The sequence below is a fragment of the Stenotrophomonas maltophilia genome, from assembly GCF_006974125.1.
Lineage (GTDB): Bacteria > Pseudomonadota > Gammaproteobacteria > Xanthomonadales > Xanthomonadaceae > Stenotrophomonas > Stenotrophomonas maltophilia_O.
Genome location: NZ_CP037858.1, coordinates 2,632,842 through 2,651,459 on the forward strand (window position 1 = coordinate 2,632,842; position 18,618 = coordinate 2,651,459).

18 protein-coding genes and 1 riboswitch are annotated in these 18,618 nt (G+C 68.5%); of the genes, 7 read left to right on the plus strand and 11 right to left on the minus strand.

Annotated features, from left to right (window positions below; genetic code table 11):
• Positions 1-235: 235 nt before the first annotated feature.
• Positions 236-1,147: an MBL fold metallo-hydrolase gene (locus tag EZ304_RS11945; RefSeq protein WP_142807174.1), complete on the minus strand. Its 912-nt coding sequence runs from the start codon at positions 1,145-1,147 to the stop codon at positions 236-238.
• A gap of 160 nt (positions 1,148-1,307) precedes the next feature.
• Complete coding sequence (locus EZ304_RS11950) at positions 1,308-1,946, minus strand: NAD(P)-dependent oxidoreductase (RefSeq protein WP_012479034.1); 639 nt, start codon at positions 1,944-1,946, stop codon at positions 1,308-1,310.
• A gap of 108 nt (positions 1,947-2,054) precedes the next feature.
• Between EZ304_RS11950 and EZ304_RS11955 the strand changes: the two genes are divergently transcribed.
• The 3 genes from EZ304_RS11955 to gph all read left to right on the plus strand — a co-directional run bounded on the left by EZ304_RS11955 (position 2,055) and on the right by gph (position 4,505).
• Positions 2,055-2,984, plus strand: a complete 930-nt coding sequence (locus EZ304_RS11955) for a LysR family transcriptional regulator (protein WP_142807175.1) — start codon at positions 2,055-2,057, stop codon at positions 2,982-2,984.
• On the plus strand, positions 2,981-3,772 hold the full coding sequence (locus EZ304_RS11960) for a class I SAM-dependent methyltransferase (RefSeq protein ID WP_142807176.1): 792 nt from the start codon (positions 2,981-2,983) through the stop codon (positions 3,770-3,772). Before EZ304_RS11955 ends, EZ304_RS11960 begins: the two co-directional genes overlap by 4 nt.
• Positions 3,773-3,836: 64 nt before the next feature.
• Entirely contained in the window at positions 3,837-4,505 is a 669-nt protein-coding gene (gene gph / locus EZ304_RS11965) for a phosphoglycolate phosphatase (protein ID WP_142807177.1), read from the plus strand.
• Positions 4,506-4,619: 114 nt separating this feature from the next.
• Here gph and btuB read toward each other — a convergent pair whose 3' ends face one another.
• The gene (gene btuB, locus EZ304_RS11970; protein ID WP_142807178.1) at positions 4,620-6,461 is read right to left on the minus strand and encodes a TonB-dependent vitamin B12 receptor; all 1,842 of its coding nucleotides are present in this window, start codon (positions 6,459-6,461) and stop codon (positions 4,620-4,622) included.
• Positions 6,462-6,576: 115 nt separating this feature from the next.
• Positions 6,577-6,799, minus strand: a riboswitch (cobalamin riboswitch).
• 143 nt (positions 6,800-6,942) lie between these two features.
• On the opposite strand from btuB, the gene EZ304_RS11975 reads away from it, so the two are divergent.
• Complete coding sequence (locus tag EZ304_RS11975) at positions 6,943-7,521, plus strand: histidine phosphatase family protein (protein WP_142807179.1); 579 nt, start codon at positions 6,943-6,945, stop codon at positions 7,519-7,521.
• A gap of 132 nt (positions 7,522-7,653) precedes the next feature.
• Here EZ304_RS11975 and EZ304_RS11980 read toward each other — a convergent pair whose 3' ends face one another.
• Positions 7,654-8,016, minus strand: coding sequence for a TfoX/Sxy family protein (locus EZ304_RS11980; protein WP_142807180.1), 363 nt, complete (start codon positions 8,014-8,016; stop codon positions 7,654-7,656).
• Complete coding sequence (locus EZ304_RS11985; protein WP_099552586.1) at positions 8,013-8,495, minus strand: GAF domain-containing protein; 483 nt, start codon at positions 8,493-8,495, stop codon at positions 8,013-8,015. Before EZ304_RS11985 ends, EZ304_RS11980 begins: the two co-directional genes overlap by 4 nt.
• Positions 8,496-8,562: 67 nt before the next feature.
• Between EZ304_RS11985 and bioD the strand changes: the two genes are divergently transcribed.
• On the plus strand, positions 8,563-9,246 hold the full coding sequence (bioD, locus tag EZ304_RS11990; RefSeq protein WP_142807181.1) for a dethiobiotin synthase: 684 nt from the start codon (positions 8,563-8,565) through the stop codon (positions 9,244-9,246).
• Between the two features lie 75 nt (positions 9,247-9,321).
• On the opposite strand, the gene EZ304_RS11995 is transcribed toward bioD, so the two are convergent.
• The 4 genes from EZ304_RS11995 to msrB form a co-directional block, all read right to left on the minus strand.
• Positions 9,322-10,770 carry a PLP-dependent aminotransferase family protein gene (locus EZ304_RS11995; protein ID WP_099552588.1) on the minus strand — a complete coding sequence of 483 codons (1,449 nt, stop codon included), beginning with the start codon at positions 10,768-10,770 and terminating at the stop codon, positions 9,322-9,324.
• A 204-nt stretch (positions 10,771-10,974) separates the two neighbouring features.
• On the minus strand, positions 10,975-11,712 hold the full coding sequence (gene msrA / locus EZ304_RS12000) for a peptide-methionine (S)-S-oxide reductase MsrA (RefSeq protein WP_099552601.1): 738 nt from the start codon (positions 11,710-11,712) through the stop codon (positions 10,975-10,977).
• Positions 11,713-11,726: 14 nt separating this feature from the next.
• Positions 11,727-13,496: a cytochrome c biogenesis protein DipZ gene (locus tag EZ304_RS12005; RefSeq protein ID WP_142807182.1), complete on the minus strand. Its 1,770-nt coding sequence runs from the start codon at positions 13,494-13,496 to the stop codon at positions 11,727-11,729.
• Positions 13,497-13,498: 2 nt separating this feature from the next.
• Complete coding sequence (gene msrB / locus EZ304_RS12010) at positions 13,499-14,074, minus strand: peptide-methionine (R)-S-oxide reductase MsrB (protein WP_142807183.1); 576 nt, start codon at positions 14,072-14,074, stop codon at positions 13,499-13,501.
• Positions 14,075-14,218: 144 nt separating this feature from the next.
• Between msrB and EZ304_RS12015 the strand changes: the two genes are divergently transcribed.
• The gene (locus EZ304_RS12015; protein WP_065186281.1) at positions 14,219-14,938 is read left to right on the plus strand and encodes a response regulator transcription factor; all 720 of its coding nucleotides are present in this window, start codon (positions 14,219-14,221) and stop codon (positions 14,936-14,938) included.
• Positions 14,935-16,404 (plus strand): sensor histidine kinase, encoded by a 1,470-nt coding sequence (locus EZ304_RS12020; protein ID WP_099552591.1) that lies wholly within the window; start codon positions 14,935-14,937, stop codon positions 16,402-16,404. The genes EZ304_RS12015 and EZ304_RS12020 overlap by 4 nt, the downstream gene beginning before the upstream one ends.
• On the opposite strand, the gene EZ304_RS12025 is transcribed toward EZ304_RS12020, so the two are convergent.
• Positions 16,401-17,747, minus strand: coding sequence for an ATP-binding protein (locus tag EZ304_RS12025; protein WP_142807184.1), 1,347 nt, complete (start codon positions 17,745-17,747; stop codon positions 16,401-16,403). The two genes, EZ304_RS12020 and EZ304_RS12025, sit on opposite strands and share 4 nt — an antisense overlap.
• The gene (locus EZ304_RS12030) at positions 17,744-18,433 is read right to left on the minus strand and encodes a winged helix-turn-helix domain-containing protein (protein WP_099552593.1); all 690 of its coding nucleotides are present in this window, start codon (positions 18,431-18,433) and stop codon (positions 17,744-17,746) included. Before EZ304_RS12030 ends, EZ304_RS12025 begins: the two co-directional genes overlap by 4 nt.
• Positions 18,434-18,618 lie beyond the last annotated feature (185 nt).

Genomic DNA, 18,618 nt, shown 5'->3' on the forward strand with positions numbered 1-18,618 from the left:
GCGCAGACATGCCATCCAGGCAGATCGCAGAGAACTGTCGAAGGCGGGGGGGGGGCGGTTGCGGGGGCGTGAGCGCCATGGATGGCGCGACCGAGCCTCCATGGACGGATTCACGGCGTCCCCCGCAACCGGACCCACCTCGCCATCCCACGGATAGCCGGCTGTTGCTGTTGCTTCGGCTGTTGCCGTGCATTGAGCAGGTGCAGGGCGCAGCCCTGCAAAAGCCCCCCCTACCTCATGGCCACTGCATCTCGCCCTTGGCCACCTTCGCACTCAGCTCCAGCGATGCCACGCCGTCCAGCTTCGGGTAGCGCGCCTGCATCGCTTTCACCAGCGCCGCACCGTCCTTGGCCTTGGCTGCCTCGGAATCGAACGCGCGGATGTAGTCCGCCGTGAACGCCAGTGCACTGGCATCCAGTGCCGCACCCGGCGCGTAGTGCCCCGGTACCACCACCTTCGGCTTCAGTGCCTGCAGCCGCTGCAGGGTCTGCAGCCAGTCGGCGTGCGACTTCGGCGTCTGCGTGTCGGCCATCCACACGTGTTCACCGGCCATCACCGGAATACCGCCGACGATCGCGCGCAGCGACGGCACCCACAGCACCGTGCGGTCCGGGGTCGGGCCATCGAGGCCGATCAGCGGCAGGCGCAGGCCTTCCAGCTGCAGGGCATCACCGTCCAGCACCTGCGGCACCACGATGCGTGCCGGCACGTCGGCGCCCATCTTCGGCCCCCAGTAGGCCAGCTTGCCGGCCTGGCTCTGCTGGATATGGGCAACGGTCTGCGCGGTGGCGACGATGCGTGCCTGCGGGAACGCGTCCTGCAGGGTAGCCAGGCCGAAGTAGTAGTCCGGATCACCGTGGCTGATGTAGATCGTGGTCAGCTGCTTGCCGCTGGCACGGATCAGCTCGACCAGCTTGCGCGCGTCGCTGGCGCCGAACTGCGCATCGACCAGGATCGCGTCATGGCGGCCTTCGATCAGCACCGAAGACACCGAGAACATCGCCTGCGGGCCCGGATGGAAGGTCTGCAGGTGCAGCTGGGATCTGGTCGCCGTGGCCGGCGCCGGCGTGGCCGAAGCGGCCATCAGCGGAGCACTGGCGAAGGCGGCGGCCAGCGCGAGGGGAAGCAGCAGGGTAGCGGTGCGCATTGGGAATTCCTCGTGTCGGATGGGGAGCGGAGCGCGGGCTATGCCGGCGTCCTTGCCCGGCCCGCTGCGGGCCGTCGCAAGCGACGTTGGCAACGGCTCCTGCCGTTGCCTTCGGCTCTACAGCTGGGTAGCGCCGGGCCATGCCCGGCGGACGCCATGATCAGTACGCGGCCGTGATGATCTGCTTCGGGTACTGCTGCGCTTCCAGCTCGGCGACGAACGCGGCGCCGTAGTCGGCGTAGCTGATGCGGCTGTGGCCGCTGGCATCAGCGAGGAAGGCCTTGGGCTGCACGCGGTACTGGCCGCGCTCTTCGCCCGGGCCGATTTCGGCGGCCGGCGAGAAGAAGGTCCAGTCCAGGTCGTCCACCGCCTGCAGGCGATTGAAGGCTTCACGATGGGCCAGCGCGTACGGCTTGTAGGCCTCCGGGAAGTTGGGGGTATCGACCAGCTGCACGCCCGGCGCGACTTCCAGGCTGCCGGCGCCGCCGACCACCACCAGGCGCGGTACACCGGCCTTGCGCGCGGCGGCGGCCAGCTGCGCGGCCACTTCGCCGACGCGGCCGATGTCATCGCCCGGACGCGGGCCATAGGCGCTGGCCAGAACGTCGTGGCCGGCGATGGCGGCGACCAGGGCATCCTGGTCATCCAGCGAGGCGATCACCGGATGGGCACCGGCCAGTTCGGCCGGAAGATCCTGCGCGCTGCGCACGATGACGGTGAGTTCGTGGCCGTTGGCCAGCGCGTGGCGGGCGATCTGGCGGCCGATGTTGCCGGTGGAACCAACGAGGGCGATCTTCATGGCAGGACTCCGTGGGGTGGTATGGGGTGGGAATGGGGCCACTCTAGGCCGCTGCAGTCGCTCGAAAAACAGCGTATAACGCGCTTGTTTGTTGCATGGATCGAGCATATGGACCGATTGACCGCCATGACCGTGTTCGTCGAGGTGGCCGAGCGCGGCAGCCTCACCGCCGCCGCCGAGGTGCTGGACATGTCACGGGCGATGGTCACCCGCTACCTGGCCGAGGTCGAGGGTTGGCTGGGCGCGCGCCTGCTGCACCGGACCACGCGCCGGGTCAGCCTGACCGGCCCCGGCGAGGCGGCGCTGGTGCGCTTCCGGCAGATGCTGGCCATCGGCGAGGAACTGCACGGTGAGCTGGCCAGCGACGATCCCGAACCGCACGGCACGTTGCGGGTGACCGCCAGCGTGTCGTTCGGGCAGAGCCACCTGGCGCGGGCGGTGGCCGCTTTCGTCGCACGCCACCCGGCGGCGCGCATCGAACTGCTGCTGGTCGACCGCACCGTGAACCTGGTGGAGGAGCGCGTGGACCTTGCGGTGCGCATCGCCCGCCAGATCGATCCCAGCCTGATTGCACGACGGTTGGCCACCTGCCGCTCGGTGTTGTGCGCGACGCCGTCCTACCTGCAGGCACGCGGTACGCCTACCGCACCGGAACACCTGGCCGCGCACAACTGCCTGACCCATCACTACGTGGGCAAGAGCTTGTGGCAGCTGCACCGCGATGGCCGTTCACTGTCGGTGGCGGTGGGCGGCAACATCAGCGCCAACGAAGCCTCGCTGTTGCTGGAAGCGGTGCGTGCCGGCGCCGGCATCGCCATGCTGCCGACCTACCAGGTGGCGCCGCTGCTGCGCAGTGGCGAGCTGATCGAACTGCTGCCCGAATTCAGTCTGGACGAACTCGGCATTCATGCCGTGTACGCATCACGGCGCCAGCAGCCCGCTATCATGCGGCGATTCCTGGATTTCCTGGGCGAGTGTTTCGCCAGCCCGGCCTTCCAGGATCTGGATTGGCGCCCACCGGGCAAGGAGAACACATGAACCATGGACAGGCCTTGATCGACCACAACCGTGCTGCCTGGGACCGCCAGGCCAGCGAAGTGCGCGAATGGTCGCGCCCGGTGGAAAGTTCAACGATTGCCGCCGCGCGCGAAGGCCGCTGGCAGGTGCACCTGACGCCCCGTGCGTTGCCACTGGACTGGATGGGTGATGTGCGCGGCCGTCGCATCCTGTGCCTGGCCTCGGGCGGTGGCCAGCAGGCACCGGTGCTGGCCGCTGCGGGCGCCGACGTCACCGTGTTCGATCTCTCCGACGGGCAGCTGGAACAGGACCGCAGGGTCGCCGCGCGCGATGGCCTGCAGCTGCGCACCGTGCAGGGCGACATGCGCGATCTGCACGCCTTCGCCAACGACAGCTTCGATGTGGTGTTCCACCCGATCTCCAACCTGTACGTGCCCGACGTCCGGCCGGTGTGGACCGAATGCCGCCGCGTGCTGGCGCGCGATGGCATGCTGATGGCCAGCTTCTACAACCCGGTGCTGTTCGTCGGTGCGCGCGATCCGCAGCTGGATGCACAGGGCCTGATCCGGCCGCAGTACGCCATTCCCTATTCGGATCTGGAAGACCTGCCACCGGCCGAGCGCGAGGCGAAACTGGCACGGGGCGACGCACTGACCTTCGGCCACAGCCTGACCGAACTGATCGGTGGCCAGCTCGATGCCGGCTTCATCATCGATCGCTTCATGGAAGACTGGCAGCCGCAGCCGCGTTTCCTGATCGATCGCTATCTGCCCACCTTCCTGGCTACCCGCGCGCGCCGGATCGGCTGAGGCGGATCGGCGCAAAAAACAGCGGCGTACAATGGACGGACCCACGTCATGCAGGTGCCGTCCCTTGTCGTATCCGTATCCGCTGGTCGTGTTCGACCTCGATGGCACGCTGGTCGACAGCGCTGCCGATATTGCCGAAGCGCTGAACCGCACGCTGGAGGACATCGGCGTGGCGCGTGTGCCGGAAGCCACCGTGCTGGGCTGGATCGGTGACGGTGTGGGTCGTCTGGTCGAACAGGCGGTGCAGGCCGCCGGCCGCGAGGTGGACCTGGCCGAGGTGATGCCGGTGTTCATGGTGCACTACCGTGAGTGCCTGCTGCGCAGCCCGCGGCTGTTCGATGGCGTGGGCGAAGCGCTGGCGCAACTGCGTGCGCGCAACGTGCCACTGGCGATCTGCACCAACAAGCCTGAAGCACTGGTGCCGCCGCTGCTGCAGCACCTGGGTATCGGTGATGTATTCGCGCTGGTACTGGGGGGAGATTCGCTGCCGCAGCGCAAGCCCAGCGGTGAGCCATTGCGGCACATCGCCGCGCACTTCGGGCTGCCGGTGGAGTCCTGCCTGATGGTGGGTGATTCGTTGACCGACTACCGCGCCGCCGAAGATGCCGGCATGCCGATCGCACTGGTGCGCTACGGCTATCCGCGCGGCCTGGACCTGGCCACCGCGCATGCGGTGGCGGTGATCGACGACCTGCGTGAACTGCCGGGGTTGGTCGCCGGTATCCCGGTGTAGAGCCGAGCCCGTGCTCGGCTGCTTGAATGCATGAGCCGAGCATGGCTCGGCTCTACAGTAGACGCCATGCGTCGATGGCATCAGGAGGCGCCGGGCGATGCCCGGCGCGCTCCTTCATTTCGGCTGGTAACGCACGCTCAACTGGTACTCACGGCCGGGCTGGTTGAACCACGCCACGGTCTCATACCTGCGGTCGAACACATTGGCGGCACGTGCCAGCAGCGACCACGACGGCGTCAGCGCGTACTCGGCGCGCAGATCCAGCGTGCCGTAACCTCCCACCTTCACCATGTTGGCGGCATCGTCGTAGCGCTTGCCGGCACCCTGTACGGTCAGGCCGGCGCGGAAGTTGCCGAAGCGACGGTCGATGTCCAGGCGCGCGGTCTGCTGCGCGCGGCGTGGCAGCCAGTTGTCGAACTGGGTGCTGCCGCCGGTGCGGTTGCGCGGGTCGGTGTAGCTGAGCTGTGCGTTGATGTCGAAGCCGGCCAGCAGCACGCCGCCGGTCAGTTCGGCACCGCGGATGCGGGACTTCTCCACCTGCTGCATCTTGAAGGTCGCCGCATCGTAGGTGATCAGATCATCGATGCGGGTTTCATACACATCCAGACCCCAGTGCCAGCCCTGGCCCTGCTGCGAAACGCCCAGGTTGGCACTCTTGGATTTCTCCGGGTTCAACGTAGGCACGCCGCTCCACGGGTCGTACAGATCGCTGAAGGTCGGTGCCTTGAACGCCGTGCCATAGCTGGCGTTGACGCGCAGGCCGTGGCCCAGTTCCACGGCCCAGCCAACGCTGCCGGTAGCGTGGTTGCCGAACTGCTGGTTGTCGTCGTTGCGTGCGCTGGCCTGCAGCTGGTGGCGTCCGAAGCGGCCCTGGTACTGCACGAACACGCCGGTGTTGCGGCGACTGTCGACGAGGTAACCCGCGCTGCTACCATCCAGGTTGTCTTCGCTCCAGTCCACGCCTGCGCTCAGCAGCTGGCCCTCGGCCACGCCGAAATCGCCCTGCAGCGAGGCGCTGTCGCGATGGGTCTGTGCGCTGCCACGTGCACCGAAGTCGCCGAAGTTGTCCGACTCGTTGTCACTGCGGCCGACGTTGGCGGTGAATGCCAAGCGCTCGGACGGGGTGTAGCGCACCTTGCCGGCCAGCACCTGCTGGCGGGTTTCCGAATAGTTGTAGTAGCCGTCGTAGTGGTTCTTGCCGTCGGCGCGCAATGCGCTGCCTTCCACGTTCCACTGGTCGTTGAAGCTGTAGCCACCGCGCAGGCTCTTGGACAGGTTGCGGTAGCCGTCGCGATCGGGCTCGTCGGCGAAACAGCCGGTGAACAGCGTGGCCGAGCCGCGGCAGGCATCGATGCCATCGGAATGCTGGTAGGCGATGTCGGCACCGAACCAGCCGCGTTCGCTGCCACCACCAATGCCGCCGCTGGCTTCGCGCAGCCCGTTGCTGCCGCCGCCGAGCTGGAAGTGCGGGGCGAAATCGCCCTGGTTGCGACGGGTGAAGATCTGGATCACGCCACCGATGGCGTCGGCACCGTACAGGCTCGACTGCGGGCCGCGAACGATTTCGACGCGTTCGATCTGCGCCAGCGGCAGGTCCTGGTACATGGCCAGGCCGAGGTCGGCGCTGTTGATGCGCACGCCATCCACCAGCACCACGGTGTGGCCGGAATTGGTACCGCGCAGGAACAGCGAGCTCTGCTTGCCGAGGCCGCCGGCGTTGGTCAGGTTGATACCGGCGCGGCCACGCAGCAGTTCCTGCAGCGAAGTGGCCTGGCTGGATTCGATCTGCGCGCGGTCGATCACCTGTGCCGGCGCGATGCTGTCCTGCAGGGCGATCGGGGTGCGGGTGGCGGTGACCAGGATCTGGTCGAGCGCGGTGGTGGCCTCGCTGGCCTGGGCCAGCGCGGGCAGGGCGGCCAGCACGGCCAGGGACAGCATTCGGGACTGCAGCTTCATGGGGGACTCCAGGTGCCACGCACGCCCGCGTGGCGAAGGGGAGGAGCCGCGAAGGCAGGCACGCGCCGACGCCGCAGCGCGCGCCACGGTCATCCAGCGCCATGCCCACCGCATCGCGACCTGAGGCTTCCGGGCCGGTCTCCGGGCTCGCCGCCGGGTGGCGCGAGGCCACCGTCCAGGCGCCTTCCCATGCCTGTGGCACAGTGGCGTTGTTGCCTGGAACTGACGTGCTTACCGTTGCGGGGGCAGCGCCGGCCTGGCGTGGAATCACGCGTCACCGGCTTCCCGTTTCAACCTGCCGGCCGGAGCCGCAGGTCACCTGGAAGTGCGCGCAGTCTACGGCATCGCAGGCAGTGCCGTTGCGTCGCGCCTGCACGACTGCCTTTGCTGTGCCTTTAGAATGGTTGCTCGATCCCGTGGTGCCGTTGCCGATGTCCGCCCGTTTTCCGCTGTACCTGCGTTGCCCGTCCGGGACGCGCGCATGATCCTCGACCTGGTCCGCCATGCCGGCAACGGCCGTGATGAATACCTCGATGGCCGCAGCGACCCACCGCAGCTGGCCGGCCTGCCGCAGGAGCTGGTCGAGGCCTATGCCGGGCAGCGCTGGGAGCGGGTGGTCAGTTCGCCGCGGCTGCGTTCGCTGCATACGGCCATGGCGCTGGCCACCCCGCGCGGGCTGGACGTCGAAGCGGACGAGGAATGGGAAGAGCTGGATTTTGGCGACTGGGACGGGCAATCGCTGTTCGACCTGCCGGAAGATGCGCTGGCCGCCTTCCACGCCGATCCGCATGCGTTCCCACCGCCGAACGGCGAGAGCTGGGGGCATTTCGAGCGGCGCATCGCGCGCGCGCTGGATCGCCTGCTGGATGACGATGACCCGGTGCCGACGCTGGTAGTCAGCCACGGTGGCCCGTTGCGCATGGTGCTGTCGCAGGTCTGCGGCCTGCCGATGTCGCTCTGCTGGGCCCTGCGTATCGACCACGGCACCCGCTTGCGGGTGTGGCTGGAGCGTGGCGAGGTCGGGCTGGTGGGTGAGCTGCTGGAGCTGCAGCAGCCTTGATCGCACTCGCCGGGCATGGCCCGGCGCTACCGATCCCGCATCACAGCGGTAGTGCCGGCCGCTGGCCGGCAGCTTCAGGAACGATGAAAAGACCATGCAGTTGCCGGCCAGCGGCCGGCACTACCGGTGCAGTCAATCCTCGTCCGCGTCCTCGGTCACGCTGTCCTCAGCGTCATCGTCGGCATCGAAGCGCTGCTCATGCACCGGGCCCGAGGCCGGGCCGGCTGCCTTCAGCGGATGCGCAGCGATGCGCGCTTCGTAATCCTGCACCAGTGCTTCACGCTGTGGCTCGCTCAGCTCCTGCCAATGGCAGTCCAGCAACGCGCCTTCCAGCGAGTACAGCAGGTTCAGGCTGGGCTTGAAGCCGGCGCGCTTGACCTTGACGAAGGCGCCGACGGCTCCGATCGCGACCAGGTCGTCGCGGCTGCGCAGGCCGACCTGGCGCAGCCACGCCGCACTTTTCGGGCCGATGTTGCGCAGCTTCGGCGTGCTCATCCCAACGCCTCGACGAACACGCGGGCGATGGCTTCCAGGCCGGCCTGATCTTCTGCGTCGAAGCGGCCGACCTTCGGGCTGTCGATATCGAACACGCCGATCAGTTCATCGCCGCGCAGCAGCGGCACCACCAGTTCCGAGCGCGAGGCCGAATCGCAGGCGATATGGCCGGGGAAGGCGTCGACGTCCTCCACGCGCTGGGTCACGCGCTGGCTGGCGGCGGCTCCGCACACGCCCTTGTCCAGCGGGATGCGCACGCAGGCCGGCAGGCCCTGGAACGGGCCGACCACCAGTTCCTTGCCGTCGTACAGATAGAAGCCCACCCAGTTCAGGTCGGGCAGGGCATGGTAGACCAGCGCAGAGAGGTTGGCCGCGTTGGCGATGCGGTCGGACTCGCCGTAGACCAGGCCACGGGCCTGTTCCAGCAGCTGGGCGTATTGTTCCGGCTTGCTGCCGGTGAGCGAGGCATTGGCGAACATGCCAGCAGTCTAGCAAGCGCGCCGGGCCGGTGATAATGCACGCACTGTTGCCCTGCTGGAGCCCTTGATGCCGTTGCCCACCCCGCTGCCGCCAGCCCTCTTCGTTACCGGCACCGATACCGAGATCGGCAAGACCGCGGCAAGCACCGCGCTGCTGCATGCGCTGCGCCGGCGTGGCCTGCGCGCGGTCGGCATGAAGCCGGTGGCCAGCGGCAGCGAGGATCTGGGACAGGGCCTGCGCAACGAGGACGCGCTGGCGCTGCAGGCAGCCAGCTGGCCGGTGCCGGACTACGCCGATCTGAATCCGTATGCGCTGCGGCAGCCGCTGGCACCGGAGCTGGCCGCTGCCGAGGACGGCGTGCAGGTGGAGCTGGCGCCGATCGTGGCCGCGTTCGAACGCCTGCGCGCGCAGGCCGACATCGTGGTAGTGGAGGGCGTCGGTGGTTGGCTGGCGCCGGTCTCGGCCACGCTGGACCAGCTCGACCTGGTGCGCGCACTGCGGTTGCCGGTGCTGCTGGTGGTGGGCATGCGGCTGGGCTGCGTCAACCATGCGCGGCTGACCGCGCAGTCGCTGCAGGCCAGTGGCGTGGAGTGCCTGGGCTGGATCGGCAACCACATCGACCCGGCGATGCAGCGCCAGGATGAAAACATCGCAACGCTGCAGCAGCGACTGCCGATGCCGTGCTGGGGGCGCTTGCCGCACCTTCCGGGCGCGGATGGCCAGATCCTGAGCACGCATCTGCTCGATTGACCTGGGGTAGTGCCGGCCGCTGGCCGGCAACCTCGATGTATCCACCTGCGTGCAGTTGCCGGCCAGCGGCCGGCACTACCGTGCTGCAGACGCCAGCTCCCGCGCGATCGCGCCCAGCCGCTCCACCGCCCCAATGAAGCGCGCATCCAGCGTCTGGCAGCACGACAGCCGCAGGCAATGGCGATACCGCGCGCCACGTGAATACACCTGGCCGGGCATGAACACGATGTCCTCCTGCAGCGCACGCTCAAACAGTTCGCGCGTATCGATGCCCGGCAGTTCCAGCCACAGCAGGAAGCCGCCCTGCGGTTCAGTGGCGCGGGTGCCCGCCGGGAAGTGCTCGGCCACCAGCTGGCGCAGCCGTCCGACCTGTTCGCGATACAGGCGACGCATGCGATGCAGGTGGTGCTCGTAGCTGCCCGCTTCCAGATAGGCCGCCACCGCGTCACCCAGCAGCTGCGGCTCACCACCGGTGGACTGGAACTTCAGCAGTGCGATGCGTTCGGCGAAGCGGCCACCATCGAGCCAGCCGATGCGATAGTCCGGCGCCAGCGTCTTGGAAAAGCCGCCGACCACCATCACCCAGCCGTCGCGATCAAACGCCTTCAGCAGCGGCGCCGGCGGCTCGCAGAACTGCAGCTCGGCGTACACCGCATCCTCGATCAACGGCAGTTGGCGTGCATTGACCAGCTCGGCGAGGCGTTGCTTGGCATCCATCGGCATGGTGCAGCCCAGCGGGTTGTGCACGGTCGGCATCACCACCAGCGCGGCCAGCGATGTGTGCTCCAGCAGCGTGTCCAGCGCATCGACATCCAGGCCCTGCTGCGGATGGGTGGGCAGTTCGATGGCCTGCAGGCCGAGGTTGGCCAGCAACGGGTACAGATTGAAGTAGGACGGTGCCTCGATGCCGACCGCGTCGCCGGGTTGGGTCACCGCACGCAATGCCAGCTGCAGCGCTTCCATTGCACCGTGGGTCAGCAGCAGGCGCCCGGCGTGGGTGTGCAGGCCCATGCGCGGACCGCGGCGCACGATCTGCGCCAGCAGCCGCGGCGAACCATTCGGGCGCGCGTAGGTCTCCACCGTCTGCTGGCCATGGCGTAGTACCTGCGCGGTGTGCTTGGCCAGCTGCGCGCCGGGGTAGAACTGGCGACCGCGCGGGCCGGCGAACGCCAGATCGATCACGCCCGGGCGGCGCTGCGCCTCAAGCACGCGCGCCATCAACACCTGCTGCAGCGGTGCAGTGGGTGCCGAGGGCACATCGCGCAACGAGCGTTCCGGCACCGACAGTCGTGGCGCGACCTCGAAGCCGGCCTTGGGCCGGGGAATCACCAGACCAGCGTCTTCCAGCTGGCGATAGGCGGCAATCACCGTGTTGAGGCTGAGCCTGCGTTGTGAGGCCATCTGCCGCAGCGAGGGCAGGCGGCTGCCAACCGGAAGGCGACCGCCGTGAATGGCCTCGGCCAGTTCGTCGGACAGCCGTTGGTAGCGGGGCGGGATCATCGCGCTCTGGTCATCTGTATCCATCGAATTTCCCGCCATCTGGTGCTGTACCCATGATGATGGCGAGCCTAGCATGTCGTTGTCGGCCGGGCCTGATCGGGGCGTGGCCGGTACTTTCCAAGCGCACGGCTGGATGGCCGTGCGTCTTTTTTTGCAGGTAGTGCCGGCCGCTGGCCGGCAATCCCTGGATCCCCAGGAGCCGGCGAGCGGCCGGCACTACCCGGGTCGTTACCGCATCGGCACCAGCGCCGCATCGCGCCGGTACAACGCCGGGAACTGCCTGCCCAGCGCGGCCAGCTTCGGTGCGTCGTAGTAGCGGATGTAGGCCGCCTGCGGGTAGTTCGTCATGTAGTTCTGGTGGTAGCTCTCGGCCGGGTAGAAGCGCTGGCCGCTGACCAGCTGGGTGACGATCGGCGCGCGGTAGCTGCCGGCCTGGCCGAGCTGGGCGATGTAGGCGCGGCTGGCCGCCTGCTGGCGGGCGTCGTCAGTGAAGATCGCCGACCGGTACTGGCTGCCGTGGTCCGGCCCCTGGCGGTTGAGCTGGGTCGGGTCGTGTGCCACCGAGAAGAACACCTGCAGCAACTGCCCGTAGCTGACCTGGCGCGGGTCATAGTCGATCTTCACCGCCTCGGCATGGCCGGTCTGGCCGCTGCTGACCCGTTCGTAACGCGCGTTGGCGGCGCTGCCGCCGATATAACCGGAGACGGCATTGCTCACGCCCTTGACGTGCTGGAACACGCCCTGCACCCCCCAGAAGCAGCCACCGGCAAACACCACGCTGGCGTGGGTGGCGTCATCGCGGAACGCGGCATCGCCGCTGGGTGCTGGCAGCGCGCCGGTCTGTGCGCTGGCTTCGACCGGTGCCGCGATGGCGCCGTGGTCAACCAGCAGCACACCGGCGATCAATGCCGTGGCCACCAGGCCTGCAACACCGGCAGCAACGCCCTGTTCAAAGGAGAGTTTCATCATGTCCTCCCGTTTCAACCAAAGGTGAAGGCATAGGCCTGCACGCCCGCATCGAGGAACTCGATCTCGAAGCGGTGCGGGCCGACCGTGCCGCGCTGGCGGATCAGCTGGTACAGGCGGTGCTCGTCGACCACGCCGCTGCCATCGGCTCCGACATCGCTGCCGGCATCGGCGGCGGGCAGCGGCTTGCCGTCCAGCCAGACCCGGAAACGCACCGGCGTGCCGTCGTGGGCCGGTGCCAGCACCAGGTGCAGGTCGCGCGCATGGAACTGGAAGGCGATGCGGCCACCGGCCTGCTGCAGCTGTGCCGCTTCATCGGTGACGGTCCAGTGCCCGGACAGCCCCCACTGGTTCAACGCCAGGGTGGCCGGCAACGTGTAGTCGAACGCAGCGTCGCTGCGCTGCCCGCCGGGCGAGGCGAACTGCTCGGCGCGGGCGTGGCCCAGATAGGTTTCCGGCGAGCGCAGATTGCCCATGTCGGCCTGCGCGGCCACGCCCTTCAGGTCGGCGGCAGCGGGATCGGCCGGTGGCGGCAGATGGGTCTGGCCGGCTTCGGTCAGCAGGCGGCGGATCATCTGTTCCGAGCGCGCATAGTTGCCTTCGCCGAACTGGTGGCCGCGGATGTTGCCCTGTGCATCGACGAAGTACTGCGCCGGCCAGTAGCGGTTGTTGAACGCGCGCCAGATCGTGTACTGGTTGTCGAGCGCCACCGGGTACTCGACCTTCAGCTGCTGCACCGCCTTCATGACGTTGCGCGGGTCACGCTCGAAGGCGAATTCCGGGGTGTGCACGCCGACCACCACCAGGCCGTGGTCGCGGTAGCGGCGTTCCCATTCGTGCACGAACGGCATCGCGCGCAGGCAGTTGATGCACGAGTACGTCCAGAAATCGACCAGTACCACCTTGCCGCGCAGCTGCTGGGCCGTCAGCGGCGGGCTGTTGAGCCAGCCGGTGGCGCCGTCCAGCGCGGGCAGGGTGCCTTCCACCGGCAGCGGTGCATCGGCAGCGGCGTTGGCACCGGCCATCATCATCATTGGCGGTGCCGCCGGCTGCGCGCCGGGTACCGCATCCAGCAGGCCCTGCTCGATGCGCGCGGTGCTGACCGTTGAAAGGCGGGTGAGCAGGCCGGTATCCCAGCCCATGCCGATCGCCACCACCGCCAGCAAGGCCGCCACGCCCAACACCTTGCGCAGTGCGTCGCCGAGGCCAAGCCGCGCCTGCAGCGCACGGAACACGCGCCCGCCCACCCACACCGCCAGGGCCAGCGCGGTGATCGCACCCAGTGCATAGGCCAGCAGCAGCGCACTGGTACCGACGCTGGCGCCATGCAGGGCCGCACCGGTCAGCACCAGGCCGAGGATCGGCCCGGCGCACGGTGCCCACAGCAGGCCGGTGGCGATGCCGATCAGCAGCGAGGTCCACGCACCTCCACGCCCCGCTGCGTCGGCGGCATCGGCGCGCGCACTCAATCGGGCGCCTACGCGCTGGAACGGCGCCAGCAGATGGTCGGCCAGTCGTGGCCATAGCAGTGCCACCGCGAACAGCGCCATCAGCAGCAGGGCGATCCAGCGTCCGACCTGGTTGGCCTGCGCCACCCATTGGCTGCCCACCGCGGCCAGGCTGGCGACCACGGTGAAGGTCAGTGCCATGCCCAGCAGCAACGGCAGTGTGCTGCGCAGGAATGGACGGTCGGCACGCGCGAACACGAACGGCAGCACCGGCAGGATGCAGGGGCTGAGCAGGGTCAGCGCGCCCCCAAGGTAGGCAAGCAGCAACAGCAGCATCGTCAGGCTCCGGAAGCAGGGGAAGAACCGACCGGCACCCGCCAGCCATCGGCAGTGCCGCCCTCGGCGGCACCGGGAACGAACACCATCGCCGCACCATTCATGCAGTAGCGCAGCCCGGTCGGGCGCGGGCCGTCGTTGAACACATGGCCGAGGTGGCCACCGCAGCGGCGGCAGTGCACCTCTACCCGCAGCATCCCGAAGGTGATGTCGCGGTCTTCGCCGATGGCGTTGTGCAGCGGCGCCCAGAAGCTGGGCCAGCCGGTGCCGCTCTCGAACTTGGTGGAGGAGGAGAACAGCGGCAGCGCGCAGCCTGCGCAGGCGAAAGTGCCCTGCCGGTGTTCCTGGTTGAGCGGGCTGCTGTACGGGCGCTCGGTGGCCTGCTGGCGCAGCACCGCGTACTGCGCCGGGGTCAGCTGCTGGCGCCACTGCGCATCGCTGTGCATGACCTCGAACTGTCGCGACGGGCGCGCTTCGGCGGCCGCCGGGGCGGCGCGGCTGCAGGCCCCCAGGCCGAACAGGCCGGCGGCGGTGGCAACACCGCCCAGGCCCAGCAGATGGCGGCGGGACAGGGACATGGCGGACTCCGGGAAGGGGCGACGGGGCCATGCTGCGCCCGCCCGGGTCAACGAATCCTCACGCAGGATTCAATTTTTCGTGAGGTATCGGCGGCAATCCCGCGCCACAATGCAGCCAGCCTCCCCACTGGCCCCGAGCTGCCGATGTCGACCAAACGCGTGCTGATCGTTGAAGACGATGCCCACATCGCCGACCTGCTGCGCATGCATCTGGGCGATGAGGGTTACGACGTCGCCCATGCCGCCAGTGGCGATGCCGGCCTGCGCCTGCTTGAGCAGGACGGCCCGTGGGATGCGCTGGTGCTGGACGTGATGCTGCCCGGCGTGGACGGCCTGCAGGTCTGCCAGCGTGCACGCGCGATGGCGCGCTATGTGCCGATCATCATCATCAGCGCGCGCGGCAGCGAAACCCAGCGCATCGTCGGCCTGGAACTGGGTGCGGATGACTACCTGGCCAAGCCCTTCTCGATGCCGGAACTGGTGGCACGGGTGCGCGCATTGCTGCGCCGCGCCGAGGCGATGGCGCAGAGCGCACGCATCGATGCCGGCGCGATCGAGCTGGGTGGGCTGCAGCTGGACCCGGTTGCACGCACCGCCTCGGTGGATGGCAACCCATTGGAGCTGACCCCGCGCGAGTTCGACCTGCTGCTGTTCTTCGCCCGCCATCCAGACCAGGTGTTCGCACGCATGGAACTGCTCAACCAGGTCTGGGGCTACCAGCACGACGGTTACGAGCACACGGTCAACACCCACATCAATCGGCTGCGCAGCAAGATCGAGCCGGACCCGGCCAACCCGCGGCGCCTGCTGACGGTGTGGGGACGCGGCTACAAGCTGGTCGATCCGGCCGGGGCGGCGGCATGATCAAGCCGAACCTGTGGCAGAAGCTGGCGGCGGTGATCGCCGCGCTGATGCTGATGTGCTGCATGGCGTTGCTGGCGCTGCAGATGCGTGCCAATACCCGCCACGAGCAGGAAGTGGTGCAGCGGTTGTCGCTGGGCCTGGCCGAGCACATCGCCCAGCGCAGCGAGCTGATGGATACCAGCGGCATGCGTGATGCCGCGGTGCGCGCGCTGTTCGGCCAGCTGATGGCGGTCAACCCCAGCGTCGAGGTCTACCTGCTGGACGACCAGGGTCGCATCCTTGGCCACGATGCACCCAGTGGGCATCTGGTGCGCAACCGGGTGGACGTGGCACCGCTGCGCCGGCTGCTGGCCGGTGCACCGTTGCCGATCCTCGGCGATGACCCGCGCAGCGCGGATGGCCGCAAGGTGTTCAGTGCCGCGCCGCTGATCGTGCAGGGTCGCCAGGCTGGCTATGTGTACGTGGTGCTGGTCGGCGAACACCGCCAGATGTTGTCCGACGACCTTGCCGCCGGCAGCCAGTGGAACACCACGCTGTGGTCGGTGATGCTGGTCGGCAGCCTGGGCCTGCTGGCCGGGCTGGTAGCGTTCTACTGGGTGACCCGTCCGCTGCGGCGGCTGACCCGGCGCATCCAGGCCTTCGACATGGATGCACCCACGCCGTTGCCGGCGCCGGAGCCGCTGCGCCCCGGTGAGCGCGACGAGCTGGTGATCCTGGAACACGCGCACGCGCAGATGGCACAGCGGCTGGGCGAGCAATGGCAGCAGCTGCGCCAGCAGGACCTGCAGCGGCGCGAGCTGGTCGCCAATATTTCGCACGACCTGCGCACGCCGCTGTCGTCGCTGCACGGCTACCTGGAAACGCTGGCGTTGAAGGATGCCACGCTGTCACCGGACGAGCGCCGCCGCTATCTTGGCATCGCCCTGGCGCAGAGTGCCAAGGTCGGTCGGCTGGCACGCGCGCTGTTCGAGCTGGCGCGGCTGGAGCACGGCGAAGTGCGGCTGGAGTGGGAAGTGTTCGCGCTGCCGGAGCTGCTGCAGGACGTGCTGCAGAAGTTCGAGCTGGCGGCGCAGGCGCGCAACCAGCGCCTGCTCGCGGAGTTCCCGCCAGGCCTGCCGCTGGTGCGCGCCGATCTGGGCCTGGTCGAGCGGGTGCTGACCAACCTGCTCGACAACGCGCTGCGGCATGCGCCCGACGGTGGCCGGATCGAGGTGCGTCTGCGCGCGACGCCGGACAGCGTGGAAGTGAGCGTGGCCGATGATGGTCCTGGTGTTGCCCCTGCACTGCGCACACAGCTGTTCCAGGCACCGGCCGCGCTGGGCGCGCGACGTGGCGAGAACGGCGGGTTGGGCCTGCTGATCGTGCAGCGCATCGTGCAGCTGCACGGCCGTCGCATCGAACTGCGTGACAGCGAGCGCGGCGCGCTGTTCGTGTTTGCGTTGCCGCGCGCGGAACCGGCAGCCTAGCAGGCCGCCTCGCACTCCACCACGCCGCCGCTTTCCAGCGGCAGGTGCAGGCGGATGCAGGCACCGCCCAGCTCCGAATCGGTCACTTCAACGTGGCCGCCATGCTTGTCGGCCACTACCTGCACCAGCGCCAGACCGAGGCCGAACCCGGGGCTGCCCGGATCCAGCCGCACATAGGGTTGAAGCACCTGGCCGCGCAGTTCGGGTGCGATGCCGGGGCCGTCGTCCTCCACCTGCAGGCATAGCCAGCCGTCGTTGACGGTGCTGGCGATACGGATCTGCCGCCGTGCGTAGCGCAGGGCATTGCCGAGCAGGTTGCGCAATGCCAGTTCCAGCATGTGCCGGTTGACGTTGACCAGGCCGACCGGCGACAGCGCCTGCTGCACGGGCATCGGCAACGGCGCGAACTGGGCCACTACCCCGCGTACCAGTGCCGCCAGTTGCAGGCGCTGCCGGGTCAGCTGATGGCAGCGACCGAGTGCGGCGTACTCGACGCCGGCATCGGTGAGGTGCTGCAGCCGATCAACGTCGGTGCGCAGGCCGCCCAGGGCATCACGCTGGATCTCGTCCAGCGCGGTGTCCTCCAGGTCGGCCAGGCCGAAGCGCATCCGTGCCAGTGGGGTGCGCACTTCATGTGCCACTGCCTGCGCCAGAACGCGCTGGCTTTCCAGCAGCTGCTGCAGTTGCTCGGCCATATGGTTGAAGGCATTGGCCAGCGGCCGCACCAGCGCGGTGCCGGCGCGTGGCGCACGCGTGTCCAGCTGTCCGTCGCGCATCTGCCGGGCCGCCTGTGCCAACTGCGAGACGTCACGCCACAGGCGGTAGACCATCACGTACATCGGCAGTGCCACGGCCACCATCAGGATCAGCAGCAGGATGGCCACGCCGGACACTTCGCTGTCCTGCCAGCCCTCGTCGGGCAGCGCTTCGTCCAACGGCCCCAGCATCACCGCGTAGTCGCTGTCGCCGATCCGCTGAAGGCTGCGCATGTGCTCCAGGTCGATCTGCACGCGGCCGTTGTTGAAGGGGGGACGCTGGCTGGCCGGCAGCTCCTTCATCGCCTCGGCCAACGGCACCATGCGCAGGGCATAGGCGAAATCAGCGTCCAGTTGGCGCGCCAGCGTCGGCCACTGCTCGCGCGGGGTTTCGGCGAAGCGGTGCTGCAGCAGGGCATGGGTGCCACGCATTTCGGCCTGGAGCCCGGCTTCGGTGCGGTCTTCCAGCAGCGCGTCCCAGGCCCACAGGCCCAGCACGATCAGCAGCAGGTGGGCGACCAGGAAACCGATGCCGTAGCGCAGGAAGTGGAAGGCGTGGCCGCGCATCGCCGAGGGCGTGCGCTTCATCCCCATGCCGAGCGGCTGAACAGGTAGCCGCGTCCACGCACGGTCTTGATCCGCTCCGGTTGTTCAGGGTTGTCGCCCAGCTTGCGGCGAAGGCGTGAGATGCGTGCATCGATCGAACGGTCCAGGCCGTCAAAGGCGATGCCACGCAGGCCGCGCAGCAGCGCGTCGCGGTCGAGGATCTGCCCCGCGTTGCTGGCCAGCAGGAACAGCAGGTCGAACTCGGCGGTGGTCAGTTCCAGCAGGGCGCCCTGCAGGTGCACATTGCGGGTGGACGGGTCGATGTTCAGCTCGCCGAAGCGCAGGCTGCCGTCGCGTGGTTCGACCCGGCGATGGCGGCGCAGGTGCGCACGCAGGCGGGCCAGCAGCACCCGCGGTTCGATGGGTTTGCCGATGTAATCGTCGGCGCCCAGCTCCAGTCCCAGCACCTGGTCGATGTTGTCGGTGCGGGCGGTCAGCACGCAGATGATGCCGTCATAGTGGGGTCGGATCTGCCGACACACTTCGAAACCATCCTGATCGGGCAGGCCGACGTCGAGCAGGACCAGGGCCGGCTTCTCGGTCAGGATCCGGGTCACCGCACGCTCACCGCTGCGCTCGTGGGCCACCTGGTAGCCATGCCGCTGCAGATAGTCGCTGACCATCGTACCCAGGCGGGCATCGTCTTCGACCAGTACGATATCCAGCATTTTCAAGGCCTCCGTGGGCGCAAACGTACCGCCACGGCACGAGCGCGGCGATGCTATCCCAGCCTGCGGGCCGCCCGGGTCCCGGGGGCGGGCGCCATTCAGCCGGGGTTGCTGGCGCTCGGGCCGGGCCTCAGGCCTGGCAACAACTTGGCGTCCAGCATAGCGTGTTGCTGTTACAAAACGTT

Excerpts from the sequence above, each read along its gene's own strand:
- EZ304_RS11945 (WP_142807174.1), bottom strand. The coding sequence starts at position 1,147 with ATGCGCACCGCTACCCTGCTGCTTCCCCTCGCGCTGGCCGCCGCCTTC.
- EZ304_RS11950 (WP_012479034.1), bottom strand. The coding sequence starts at position 1,946 with ATGAAGATCGCCCTCGTTGGTTCCACCGGCAACATCGGCCGCCAGATC.
- EZ304_RS11955 (WP_142807175.1), top strand. The coding sequence starts at position 2,055 with ATGGACCGATTGACCGCCATGACCGTGTTCGTCGAGGTGGCCGAGCGC.
- EZ304_RS11960 (WP_142807176.1), top strand. The coding sequence starts at position 2,981 with ATGAACCATGGACAGGCCTTGATCGACCACAACCGTGCTGCCTGGGAC.
- btuB (WP_142807178.1), bottom strand. The coding sequence starts at position 6,461 with ATGAAGCTGCAGTCCCGAATGCTGTCCCTGGCCGTGCTGGCCGCCCTG.
- EZ304_RS11975 (WP_142807179.1), top strand. The coding sequence starts at position 6,943 with ATGATCCTCGACCTGGTCCGCCATGCCGGCAACGGCCGTGATGAATAC.
- EZ304_RS11980 (WP_142807180.1), bottom strand. The coding sequence starts at position 8,016 with ATGAGCACGCCGAAGCTGCGCAACATCGGCCCGAAAAGTGCGGCGTGG.
- EZ304_RS11985 (WP_099552586.1), bottom strand. The coding sequence starts at position 8,495 with ATGTTCGCCAATGCCTCGCTCACCGGCAGCAAGCCGGAACAATACGCC.
- bioD (WP_142807181.1), top strand. The coding sequence starts at position 8,563 with ATGCCGTTGCCCACCCCGCTGCCGCCAGCCCTCTTCGTTACCGGCACC.
- EZ304_RS11995 (WP_099552588.1), bottom strand. The coding sequence starts at position 10,770 with ATGGATACAGATGACCAGAGCGCGATGATCCCGCCCCGCTACCAACGG.
- msrA (WP_099552601.1), bottom strand. The coding sequence starts at position 11,712 with ATGAAACTCTCCTTTGAACAGGGCGTTGCTGCCGGTGTTGCAGGCCTG.
- EZ304_RS12005 (WP_142807182.1), bottom strand. The coding sequence starts at position 13,496 with ATGCTGCTGTTGCTGCTTGCCTACCTTGGGGGCGCGCTGACCCTGCTC.
- msrB (WP_142807183.1), bottom strand. The coding sequence starts at position 14,074 with ATGTCCCTGTCCCGCCGCCATCTGCTGGGCCTGGGCGGTGTTGCCACC.
- EZ304_RS12015 (WP_065186281.1), top strand. The coding sequence starts at position 14,219 with ATGTCGACCAAACGCGTGCTGATCGTTGAAGACGATGCCCACATCGCC.
- EZ304_RS12020 (WP_099552591.1), top strand. The coding sequence starts at position 14,935 with ATGATCAAGCCGAACCTGTGGCAGAAGCTGGCGGCGGTGATCGCCGCG.
- EZ304_RS12025 (WP_142807184.1), bottom strand. The coding sequence starts at position 17,747 with ATGAAGCGCACGCCCTCGGCGATGCGCGGCCACGCCTTCCACTTCCTG.
- EZ304_RS12030 (WP_099552593.1), bottom strand. The coding sequence starts at position 18,433 with ATGCTGGATATCGTACTGGTCGAAGACGATGCCCGCCTGGGTACGATG.